Raw genomic sequence first — 11,820 nt, 5'->3', positions numbered from 1 at the left:
ACACACAAAGGGCTCCGTGAGTGTCGGGCCGGAACTTGCACTCTTTCAAACGGCACGTCTTCAGCCAGCACACCTTCCAGCGGTACATTGGAAGCTGAGAGCGCACCAATGCATATTGAAGCTTTCCGTCAATCCGCCAAGACCGACACGCCGCCCGAGAACCTATCCGCCCCGCTGGAAGCTCTCTGGTGGGACGCAAAAGGGAATTGGTCCAGAGCCCACGAGCTGGTCGATCACCTTGAGTCGCCAGAAGGCATGGCCGTCCACGCTTACCTCCACCGCAAGGAAGGCGAACAATGGAACGCAGATTACTGGTACCGCCGCGCCGGTCGCCAATATCGTCGCAACGACTTAGGTGACGAATGGCAAGCCCTGGTAGAAGGCCTGCTCAAGGGCGATTAGCCCAAATGCACCAGTTCGCGTGCCTGCTCCCGCTGCCCCAGGATCGACATCCGCGGAATCTTCCCGCGCACCATGGCCACCTCATCGCAGCGATGCAGCCGCGGGCAGCTCTGACAATCCTTGAAAACTTTATCCGGCAGGTCAGCCTTATCTTCGACGATGCGAAACCCATACTTGAAGAAGAAGTCCGGAATGCGCGTAAACAGGCACACCGAATGGATCCCGTGCTCTTCCGCTTCGTCGATCAGCGCATTGAGCACACGCCCGCCAGCGCCCTTGCCCTTCGCTCCCGGAGACATCACAATTGACCGCACCTCAGCCAGATGCGGCCCATACAAATGCAGCGCCCCGCAGCCGAGAAAGACACCGGTATCGGACTCGGCAATCGTGAAATCGCGCACGTTCTCGCAGATCTCCGCGAACTGCCGCTTCAGCAGCGTCCCATCCCCGCTCAGACTGTTCACCAGTTCAAAGATGTTCGAAGCATCCTGAAGGCGCGCCTTACGCACCAACATGCGCAACCTCCAAATGCAACAGCTCAGCGAGCCGTTGCTCTACCACCGCCAGCGCCTCGCGAACCTGCGTCCGCGCCGTTCCACCAATCACATCATGGCAGTCGAGCGTGGCTTCCAGCGAAACAGCCTCGTAGAAATCCGGTCCAAACTCCTCACCAAACTGCTGCAGTTCATCCAGCGTCAGCCCGTTCAACTCGACATGCTTTTCCAGCGCAAACCGCACCGCATTGCCGATCTTCTCATGCGCCTTGCGGAAGGGAACTCCCTTATGCACGAGATAGGTCGCAGCCGCCATCGCATTCAGGAAGCCATTCTCGGCAGCCTCCTGCATGCGCCCGGTGCTGAACTCCAGCGCCGTCGTAAACCGCGCCAGCAGCCCCAGCATCTGCGTCGTTCCACGCACAGCAAACGTTGGCTCCTGAGTCTCCTGCATATCCTTATTGTAGGCCAAAGGCAAACCCTTCAACTGCAACGTGACCGCCGCCGCAGCCCCATGAATCCGCCCCACCTTCGCGCGCACCAGTTCGGTCAGATCAGGATTTTTCTTCTGCGGCATCGCACTCGATCCTGTAGAAAAAGCCTCCGGCAACTGCACAAAGCCAAACTCCGCCGTCGCAAACAAAGTGATCTCTTCCGCAAACCGGCTCGCATGAAGCCCGACAAAGGTAAGCGCCTGCAAGTATTCCAGCACAAAATCACGATCGCTCGTAGCATCCATGCTGTTCGCCGTCGGCGCCGTAAACCCAAGCTCCTTCGCGGCAATCCAGCGGTCCAGCTTGAGGGTAGCTCCAGCAATCGCCCCTGAACCCAGCGGACAATAGTTCAATCGTGCAGCGCAATCCTGCAGACGCGAAATATCCCGCAACAGCATCTGCGCATACGCCAGCAACCAATGCGCAATCAGCACCGGCTCAGCCCTCTGCAAGTGCGTATAGCTCGGCATCACCGCGTCGCCCGCAGCCTTCGCCTTCTCGACGAGTGCCACAGCCCACGCACCCAGCGCATCGATGGTGAGGCCAATCTGCTTACGCACATACAACCGCAGATCGGTAGCAATCTGCTCATTGCGGCTGCGTCCCGTATGCAGCTTCAGCGCCAGCGCACCAAGCCTCTCCGTCAACGCCAGCTCAACGAAATGATGAATGTCCTCGGCCACCGGATGCTCACGCACCGCAGCCTCACCCTCGCCATCCGCATGATCGCGCTGCACGGAGTCAAGCGCCGCACGCAGTTGCGTCAGCTCGTCGGCAGTGATGATGCCAGCAGCCGCAATCGCCGATGCATGAGCCTTGCTCGCTGCTACTTCTTCCTCAAGCAGTTGCCAGTCAAACACGATCGATCGTTGCCATGCTTCAAACTCCGCATCGAGTGGCTCTCGAAAACGGCCAGACCACATCTTCACAACAAAACCTCTTTCATCATTCGCGCTCACTCACGCGGTTCAAAGCAAAATCCGGCGCAGCAGATACTGCGCCGGATTGGCGTTCATCATGGATGCCTAAACACTCTGCGTAAAGCTAGCCGTATTCGAAAGCCCGCCCAGCAGCAACAGCAGAAGCGCTTTCTGCGCATGCATGCGATTCTCCGCCTGGTCGAAGACAATCGACTGCGGCCCATCCAGGACCGCATCGGTTACCTCAGCATTGCGATGCGCCGGCAGACAATGCATAAACACCGCATCTTTCGAAGCTACTGCCATCAAATTCTCATTTACCTGAAAAGGCCGGAAAATCGGTGCGCGCTTGGTCGACTCATGCTCAAAGCCCATGCTCACGCATACATCCGTGTACACCGCATCGGCATTCTCAACACCCGCCTGCGGGTCCTGCGTCAGCTTGATCTCGCAGCCGTTCTGCTCAGCTTTCTCTCGCGCTAGCGTCACAATCTCGATGTCTGGCGAATACCCACGCGGCGTCGCAACAGTGACATTGGCGCCGAGCTGCGCACCCGTCAGCATCAGCGAATGGCAGACATTGTTGCCGTCGCCAACATACGTAAAGTTCAATCCGCGCACCGAACCGAAATGCTCTTCCAGCGTCATAAAATCCGCCAGTGCCTGGCAGGGATGCTCGAAGTCCGACAGTGCATTGATCACCGGCACGCGCGAATGCGCCGCCATCTCCGTGATCGTGTCATGCGCATAGGTACGCAACACAATCACATCCACCCAACGCTCCACATTACGCGCCACATCCGCAATCGACTCACGCTCACCCAGCGGTGAATTCGTCTGATCGAAGAAAATGGCATTGCCGCCCAGCGTGCTGAAGCCAGCCTCAAAGCTAAGCCGTGTACGCAGGCTCGCCTTCTCAAACATCAGCACCATCTGCTTCGCGTCCAGCGCATAGCGGTATTCACGCGGATTGCGCTTTACATCATGCGCCAGCTTCAGAATCGCGCGCACCTCGGCACTCGAAAGATCGCTGATCGAGCACATATCCTCGCCAGCCAACCGCGCTGCGGCCTCCAGCACATCCGCATCCTGCTGCACCGGCGTTGCAGCCACGAACTTCTCTTCAAAAACTTTGCTAACCACGGACCTCTCCCTCACTAGCTGCCCCTACGGCATTGTTGTTCGTGTACTCGGTGAAGATCGCATCCAGGGCCGCAATCGCCACATCCACATGTTCCTTCTGCAAAATATACGGAGGCAGAAAACGCAGCGCCGTATCGCTCGTGCAGTTGATCAGTATCTTCTTCGCCAGCATCTCGCGTACGACATGCTTACCCAGCTCCGCCGACTCTACTTCCGCAGCAACCATCAAACCCTTACCGCGCACATCCACAATCGAGTCATGCTTCGCAGCAAGTCCACGCAACTGCTCCTGGAAGTAGTCGCCAACCTCAGTCGCATGATCCAGCAAACCGTCGCGCTCAATCGTGTCCACCACTGCAATCGCCACAGCGCAAGCCAGCGGCCCACCACCAAACGTAGTCCCATGCATGCCCGGATGAATCGCGCGCGCTACCTCATCCGTACAAAGCACAGCACCCAGTGGAATACCACCAGCCAGCGGCTTAGCAAGCGTAGTAATATCCGGCAGAATCCCATAGTGCTGATACCCGCACCACTTGCCAGTACGCCCCATGCCCGCCTGAATCTCATCGACAACAAGCAGAGCACCCGTCGAAAGCGTCAACTCGCGAGCCGCGTTAAAGAACTCCTGCGACAGCGGACGAATCCCACCCTCCCCCTGAATCGACTCAACAAGAATCGCGCAGACCTCGTTCGAGAACTTGGCCTTCAAGTCCGCAACATCGTTGAAGCGAACAAACTCTACACCCGGCACCACCGGCCCAAACGGCTCGCGATACTTCGCCTTCGCCGTCGTCGAAACTGAGCCATACGTGCGGCCATGGAAGCTGCTATCCAACGCCAGGAACTTCGTCCCGATCTCCTTGCCTTCCGCGCGCAACAGGCCGGCATGAGCCCGCGCCAGCTTCATAGCGCCTTCCCAGGCCTCCGTGCCAGTGTTCGCAAAGAACACGCGGTCCAGCCCAGTGTGCTGCGTCAAGCGCAACGCCAACTCCGCCTGCCCCTCATGAAAGTAGAGGTTCGAAGTATGGATCAGCTTACGGCTCTGGCGCAGGATTGCCTCTTCAATCGCAGCATGGCTATAGCCCAGCGCATTCACGCCAATCCCACTCAACAGATCGAGATAGCGGTCGCCGTTCTCATCAATCAAATAAACCCCTTCGCCGTGCTCAAACAGCAGGGGATTCCGTTCATACGTCTCCAGCAAAAGCCGCGCTTCCGCAGCACGAACAGCTTCCAGTTTCATCGCGCGTTCCTTCCTTCAAACACCAACTTAGGCCACCATCACTTCTGTACCCTCTGCCACTCGCGAAGTGCAAAGGTCCGGCAACACATTCGCAGCCTCGGCAGGCAGTATGCGAACACGCTTCACGCCATGCAACAGTGCCTCGCGGCAAGCACTCAGCTTCGGCAACATCCCACCGGAGATCACCGCACTCTTGGCCATCTCCGCAATCTGATCGATGCTCAGCCAACGCATCACTTCACCATTCGCTCCACGCACTCCGGGCACGTCCGTCAAGAACACGAGCGCATCCGCGTGACAGGCCCGAGCACACGCCGAAGCCATTTCATCGGCATTGATATTGTAGTATTCCCCATCAAAGCCAAGCGCCATCGAACAGATCACCGGCACACCCTGCAACTGCCAGATTGCCTCAATCCATCGCGGATCGCTCGCAGCAATCTCGCCTACAAATCCGAGATCAGGAGCAGTCCTCTTCTTGCGCGCGCGAAACATTAATCCATCCCCGCCCGACATACCAATCGCTGGCTGTCCCACCGCACCAAGTGCAGCGACGAGGCCTTTGTTCACGCGCCCGCCAAACACCATCAACGCCACATCACGCGTCTCAGCATCCGTTACGCGCAGGCCATTGATAAACTCGCTCTTCTTTCCCAAGGCCTCCAGTGTCTTCGTCAACTGGATCCCGCCGCCATGCACCACAGCCACTTGGTTGCCGTCACGCACCAGGTCTGCAATCGCGCGCACGCAGCCCTGCAACAGCGTAGGGTTTTCCAGGCCCGCTCCACCTAACTTGATTACATACTTCATTCCAAACCCTCCGCTTCGCTCCAGCCCTGCATCACATTCAAATTCTGCACAGCCTGGCCAGCCGCGCCCTTCAGCAAGTTATCCAGGCAGCTAACAATCACCGCCCGCTTTCCATCCTTCGCAACGTTGAACCCGATATCCGCGTAGTTCGTCTTCACCGAATACTGAATCTGCGGCAACGCAGTTCCATACAACCGCACCATCGGACTGCCTGCATAAAACTTCGCATAGCAATCCTCGATCGCGGCCGCCGTCTGCTTCTCGCGAAACCGCACATAGATCGTAGAAAGAATTCCGCGCGGTATAGGCAGTAGATGCGGCGTAAACGTAATTGCTTCCGAATCAATCCCTAACTGTTCAACTAACTCCCCCGTATGCCGGTGCGAAAACACACCATACGCCGAAAGATTATCCGCCGCATACATATAGTGCGTCTTCGCCGTAGGCGACTTACCAGCACCGCTCACACCGCTCTTCGAATCGCTGATAATGCCATGCTCAACATCAACGAGACCAGCCGCAATCAGAGGCTTCAACGCAAGGATGACCGAAGTCGCATAGCATCCAGGATTCGCCACCAGCCCAGCCCCGCGAATGGCATCCCGATGCAGCTCCGGCATCCCATACACAGCCTCAGCCTGCATCGCCAGCGCACTCGCCGAATCCTCATCCTCAAATGCATACACGGCACGATTCGTCGCCTCTTCAAGCCGCCACGCACCGCTCAGATCAATCACCCGAATGCCACGCTTGCGGGCCTCAGGAACAGCCTCACGCGACATCTCGTGCGGCGTCGCCAGAAACACAACCTCAACGCCAAGATCCTCAAGCCGCTCCCACGAGAACTGCTGCACGCGAAGCGCCCCAGTCCCGCGGCTATCCCTCAACTCCGGATGTATCTCACCCAGCGGCATGCCGCCACGCGCCTCATCCTTTGCATCAATTCTTCCAGCAAAAATCGGCGCCTTACCCGCCAGCCGCGGATGATGCACCAGCAGCCGCGCCAGCTCCGCGCCGGAATATCCAGTCACCCCAACAACAGCAGTCTGCAACCCTTCGCTCATGACTCCAGAATCTTCCTCAGCTTCGCCTGCACTTCAGCGGCCCGCCGTATATCTGGGCAAATCACCAATACCGTGTCATCGCCAGCGATGGTGCCCACCACCTCCGGCCACTCTTCGTAGTCCATAGCTGCCGCCACCGGCTGCGCTCCGCCCATCACCGTCGAAATCACAACCTGGTTCATTGCCTGCCGGCTGCGCATGCCAAACGTTTCCAGCACTTCAGCCACACCCGGCGGACTGTCATCCTCTTCTTCGACGGCTACCGCACTGCTTCCGTTCGGTACGCCATAACCCGTAGGCCCTTTGAATAGATGCAGCTCATGTAGATCGCGCGATAGCGTAGCTTGCGTCACAGCAAACCCACGACGCCGCAGCTTGCGCCGCAGCTCGTCCTGGCTGCTGATCGGCGAACTTCCGACCAGATCCCGTATCGCATTGTGACGTTCCAGTTTCATCGTTCCAATCCAGCGCCCGGCTTTCGGCAAATCGAAAGCGCGGCCCCGAAATCAGGACCGCGCTTGCATAAATATACGCCACCTTGTATAAATATGCAAAGCTGTTCCGTGTTTTTTCGGCCCTGCTCCGCGTTTTATCGGAAAGCCCGTCATCCCCGCCACGACACAGCCTGTTTCGCCTGCGCCAGTCAAGCAATATTGCTGCTGCGCGGGCTCTTCGCATTGTGGATTTTCTATTTCCAGAGGTCGTATAGTTACGTATGGATCGCCATCGTCTTTTTTCCGGCTCTCGTAGTCAGCGCCCCGCTGTCAGTGATTCCAGCTTTACTGCGGCACTCACCCTCGCATCCATTCCGTCTTTAGTTGACCCGCGTTTCGACCAGGATTCATGCGGCGTCGGTTTCGTCGCGCACCTCTCCGGCGAACCGAAACACGCCATCTTGAATCACGCCCTCACCGCCCTCGCCCGCCTCGAACATCGCGGCGCAGTCGCGGCAGACGGTAAGTCCAGCGACGGCGTCGGCGTTATGACCGCCATTCCGCGTGACATTCTCCTCGGACCCCTCGGCATTACGCTCGACCGAAGTAAGCCGCTCGGCGTCGCCGTCGTCTTCCTCGACGGAGAATCGCTCGAATCCCGCGCAGAGCTCGAAGCCGCCCTCGCCGCGCAGCAGATCACCCTGCTCGCCTGGCGTCCCGTGCCCATCTGTCCCCAGATCCTTGGCTCCATCGCCGCGTCCACTCTGCCCAATATCTGGCACCTGCTCGTTACCACTGAAGACGGCTCAGATTTCGACCGCCGCCTCTACCTCGCCCGCAAGCAGTTCGAACGCTCCGCCCTCCCCGGTTACATCGCGTCGATCTCGTCCAGCACCATCATTTACAAGGCCCTTTGCGCCGGCCGCCTCCTGCCGCAGTTCTATCCAGACCTCGCTGACCCAGCCTTCGAAACGCCGTTCGCCGTCTTCCATCAGCGCTACGCCACCAACGTCCTCCCGAGTTGGGATCGCGCACAGCCCTGCCGTACCCTCGGTCACAACGGCGAAATCAACACCATCTGGGGCAACCGCTCCCGCATGCAGGCCCGTGCCGCAACACTCTCGCTCGACCTGCACCCCATCCTCAGCGTCGGCGGGTCAGACTCGTCTTCTCTCGACGAAGTCGTGGAACTCCTCGCAATGAACGGCCGCACGGTAGCCGAAGCTCTTCGGATGCTCGTGCCACCAGCCAACCACGGCAACAAGTCCTCCTTCCTCCAGTACACCGGCGACTGTGTTGAGCCGTGGGACGGCCCCGCCGCCCTCGCCTTCGCCGACGGCCGCCAGGTCGGAGCGATCCTCGACCGCAACGGCCTCCGCCCTTGTCGTTACGCTGTCAGCGAAGACGGTCTCGTTGTAGCCGGCTCCGAAGCGGGCCTTGTCGACATGGACCCCGAGCACGTTCTGCACTCAGGCCGTCTCGGCCCGGGCCAGATGATTATGGTCGATCTTGAGACACACGAGTTCCTTGAAAACGACGAGCTCCTCGCCCGCTTCGACCAGAACAACCGCTACCAGGACCTGGTGCAGGCAGATGCGCCGCTCGTCGGCCTCGAAAACAGCGCAGCCACTCTCGATCCATCCGAACTAAACCGCCTGCAGCACCGCTTTGGCTATAGCCGCGAAGAAGTCCGCATGATCCTCGCGCCCATGGCCGCTGAAGGCAAGGACGCCGTGTGGTCCATGGGCGACGACACGCCGCTCGCTCCGCTCGCCCGCGCTCCGCGCCCCGTCTATTCCTTCTTCCGCCAGCGCTTCGCCCAGGTGACCAATCCGCCGATCGACCCATTGCGCGAGACCGTCGTTCTGCAGATGCACACGCGTCTCGGGCCCTGGCCGCATATCTTTGAGCCCCGCGAACCGCTGCCAGGCCTTTCCCTTCGCTCTCCCTTGCTTTCGCTCGACCAGATGGAAGCCCTGCGTAAGCGTCAATACCCGCATGCCGAAGCGCTCCCGCTCGAGACGCTCGACTGCCTCTTCTCGCCCGATGAAACCATGGAGGACGCTCTCGACCGCATCACCGCGCGCGCCGTCGAACTCGTCGCCGATCACGCCATGATCCTCCTGCTTACCGATCGCGCGGCCTCGCCCAACGCACTGCCGATCCCGATGGCCATCGCGCTCGGCGCCGTCCATCGTACGCTGACCACCGAGGGCGTCCGCACCGAAGTCGGACTTGCCGTAGAGGCAGCCGACTGCCGTGACATCCACCACGTCGCCGTCCTGCTCGGCATGGGCGCCGGAGCCGTCTGTCCCTGGCTTGCTCTCGAAACCGCCCGCGCTCTCACCCCGGAAAAGGGCGAATACAACACCCTCAAGTCGCTCGAACTCGGCCTCGCCAAAGTCATGTCGAAGATGGGCATCAGCGTCGTCGACAGCTATCGCGGCGCACATCTGTTCGACGCCATCGGCCTTGGGGAAGAAGTCATCGCCAAGTGCTTCTGCGGCACCCCCTCGCCCCTCTCCGGGATCGGCTTTGCGGAAATCGAAAAGACCGTCCGCCAGTCGTGGCATGAACAACCAGTTTTGGCAGAGTCCTCCAACGGCGAAGGCGGCACACTCGTAGCCGCAGCCACGATCGCCCCTGCAATCAAGGATCTCCCGGACTACGGCTTCGTCCGCTTCCGTAAAGCTGAAGACGCCGAATTCCACGCCTGGCAGCCCACGACCGTACGCGCTCTCCAGGCTGCTATGGGATCGACCAAACAAGGCGCGGCGCTGGCGCTCACGCCGTGGTCCAGCTTCGCCACCCAGGCCGCCGATCTGCAGCCGGCCAACCTGCGTGATCTCCTGGAAATTCGCCCAGCCGGCCCTGAACTCGCCGTAGAAACTGTCGAAGGCCCCGGAACTCTCGTCAAGAAGTTCATCGCCTCCGCCATGTCCTTCGGCTCGCTCTCGCCGGAAGCCCACCAGACCATTACCCAGGGCATGAACCTGCTCGGCGCCCGCTCGAACACCGGCGAAGGCGGCGAAGACCCCGCAGTGTATGCCGACATCAACGGTGCACCGTCCCTGCTCAACAACAAGATCAAGCAGGTCGCCAGCGGCCGCTTCGGCGTCACCGCCGAATATCTCATCCACGCCGAAGAGCTCGAAATCAAAGTTGCCCAGGGCGCAAAGCCAGGAGAGGGCGGCCAGCTCCCCGCCTACAAGGTCACCGAACTCATCGCCCGTCTGCGTCACGCGCAGCCCGGCATGCAGCTCATCAGCCCGCCGCCGCACCACGACATCTACTCGATCGAAGATCTCGCCCAGCTCATATACGACCTCAAGCGCGTCAATCCCCGCGCCACCGTCGGCGTCAAGCTCGTCTCCGAGTGCGGCGTCGGCACGGTCGCTGCAGGCGTCGCGAAAGCCTACGCTGACTACATCGTCATCGCCGGTCATGGCGGCGGCACCGGCGCGGCGGCGATTTCCAGCATCAAGTACGCCGGCGATCCCTGGGAACTCGGCCTCGCGGAAGCCCAGCAGGTCCTCATCCTCAACGGTCTTCGCGGTCGCGTCCGTCTGCGTACCGACGGCGGCCTGCGCACCGCCCGCGACATCCTGATCGCCGCTCTCCTAGGCGCCGACGAGTTCGCCTTCGGCACCTCGGTTCTCGTAGCCCTCGGCTGCGATATGGCTCGTCAGTGCCACCTCAACACCTGCCCAACCGGCATCGCCACGCAGAAGCCTGAGCTTCGCGCCAAGTTCCGCGGCAAGCCGGAGCACGTTGTCCGCTACTTCGAAGAGCTGGCCATCGAGCTCCAGCAGTTGCTCGCCTCGCTCGGCCTGCCTTCGCTCGCCGCGGCAACGGGACGAACCGACCTGCTCGAGCAAGTCCGCTACGACGGTCATCTCAATCTCGAACCTATCCTCGCTGCAGGCAAACTGGTCGAAGACCCGAACATCGCCATCCGCTGGCAAGGCAAGCGCAACGACCGTCCGGAATCGCATCCTGCGCTCGACGATGCCTGGACCGAACCAGCTTTCGAAGCCTTCAAGTCCAACCAGCCGTTCTCCGTCACCTCGCGCATCACCAACGAGCACCGCACCGTCGGCGCGCGCCTTTCCGGCGAAATCGCAGCCTTCCGAACCCAGAACCCGACAGCCTCTGGCTCCGCCATTCAATATGACCTGAAGGGCGTCGCCGGTCAATCCTTCGGGGCCTTTGCAGTCGCAGGATTAACGCTGAAACTGGAAGGCTTAGCCAACGACTTCGTCGGCAAAGGCCTCTGCGGCGGCGAACTCATCATCCGCGCGGAAGGCCGCGCCGCCCGCGAATCCACCAAGCACACCATCCTTGGCAATGTTGCTCTCTACGGCGCCACCTCCGGCTCACTCTACGCCGCAGGCCGCGCAGGCGAACGCTTCGCCGTTCGCAACTCCGGCGCTCTGGCTATCGTGGAAGGCGTCGGCGACCATGGCTGCGAATACATGACCGGCGGCCTGGCGGTCGTTCTCGGCGACACTGGTATCAACTTTGGTGCTGGTATGACCGGCGGTCTCGCCTGGGTCTACGACGACAAGGCTGCTTTCATTGAGAACAAGATGTACCACGATGAATTCCTGTTAGCGGAGCGCTTCAACGACCTGGACTTCACCGCGCAGAGCTCGATCTACGAACTGGTCGAGCTGCATGTTGCCAAGACTGCAAGTTCCTGCGGCGTTGTTTTGCTCACACAATGGGATAAGCTCGCGAAGAACCTCATCCGGCTCACGCCTCGCGCGCAGGTGTAACCTGATCAGGCCTGATGCAGCGCAGCGGTCAAGCG

9 protein-coding genes are annotated in these 11,820 nt (G+C 60.2%); 2 read left to right on the top strand and 7 right to left on the bottom strand.

The genetic code is table 11. The features are described 5' to 3' along the window. Positions 1-108 precede the first annotated feature (108 nt). Positions 109-402, top strand: coding sequence for a hypothetical protein (locus AC5S27_RS13400; protein ID WP_493935062.1), 294 nt, complete (start codon positions 109-111; stop codon positions 400-402). Here the strand turns inward: AC5S27_RS13400 and AC5S27_RS13395 are convergent. The 7 genes from AC5S27_RS13395 to AC5S27_RS13365 all read right to left on the bottom strand — a co-directional run bounded on the left by AC5S27_RS13395 (position 399) and on the right by AC5S27_RS13365 (position 7,028). After that, complete coding sequence (locus AC5S27_RS13395; RefSeq protein ID WP_493935061.1) at positions 399-917, bottom strand: GNAT family N-acetyltransferase; 519 nt, start codon at positions 915-917, stop codon at positions 399-401. The two genes, AC5S27_RS13400 and AC5S27_RS13395, sit on opposite strands and share 4 nt — an antisense overlap. Next, positions 904-2,319 carry an argininosuccinate lyase gene (argH, locus tag AC5S27_RS13390; RefSeq protein ID WP_493935060.1) on the bottom strand — a complete coding sequence of 472 codons (1,416 nt, stop codon included), beginning with the start codon at positions 2,317-2,319 and terminating at the stop codon, positions 904-906. Before argH ends, AC5S27_RS13395 begins: the two co-directional genes overlap by 14 nt. A gap of 96 nt (positions 2,320-2,415) precedes the next feature. Further along, complete coding sequence (argF, locus tag AC5S27_RS13385; RefSeq protein WP_493935059.1) at positions 2,416-3,453, bottom strand: ornithine carbamoyltransferase; 1,038 nt, start codon at positions 3,451-3,453, stop codon at positions 2,416-2,418. After that, entirely contained in the window at positions 3,446-4,699 is a 1,254-nt protein-coding gene (locus tag AC5S27_RS13380; protein WP_493935058.1) for an aspartate aminotransferase family protein, read from the bottom strand. Before AC5S27_RS13380 ends, argF begins: the two co-directional genes overlap by 8 nt. A 27-nt stretch (positions 4,700-4,726) precedes the next feature. Next, the gene (argB, locus tag AC5S27_RS13375) at positions 4,727-5,509 is read right to left on the bottom strand and encodes an acetylglutamate kinase (protein ID WP_493935057.1); all 783 of its coding nucleotides are present in this window, start codon (positions 5,507-5,509) and stop codon (positions 4,727-4,729) included. Then, the gene (gene argC / locus AC5S27_RS13370; RefSeq protein WP_493935056.1) at positions 5,506-6,573 is read right to left on the bottom strand and encodes an N-acetyl-gamma-glutamyl-phosphate reductase; all 1,068 of its coding nucleotides are present in this window, start codon (positions 6,571-6,573) and stop codon (positions 5,506-5,508) included. Before argC ends, argB begins: the two co-directional genes overlap by 4 nt. Further along, positions 6,570-7,028 carry an arginine repressor gene (locus tag AC5S27_RS13365; protein WP_493935055.1) on the bottom strand — a complete coding sequence of 153 codons (459 nt, stop codon included), beginning with the start codon at positions 7,026-7,028 and terminating at the stop codon, positions 6,570-6,572. Before AC5S27_RS13365 ends, argC begins: the two co-directional genes overlap by 4 nt. Positions 7,029-7,288: 260 nt before the next feature. Here AC5S27_RS13365 and gltB point away from each other — a divergent pair, with 260 nt between their 5' ends. After that, positions 7,289-11,785: a glutamate synthase large subunit gene (gene gltB / locus AC5S27_RS13360; protein WP_493935054.1), complete on the top strand. Its 4,497-nt coding sequence runs from the start codon at positions 7,289-7,291 to the stop codon at positions 11,783-11,785. Positions 11,786-11,820: the final 35 nt, after the last annotated feature.

Source organism: Acidicapsa borealis (assembly GCF_059115245.1).
Note: the sequence above shows the minus strand (reverse complement) of the source record. Positions and strands in the feature narration are given on the sequence as shown.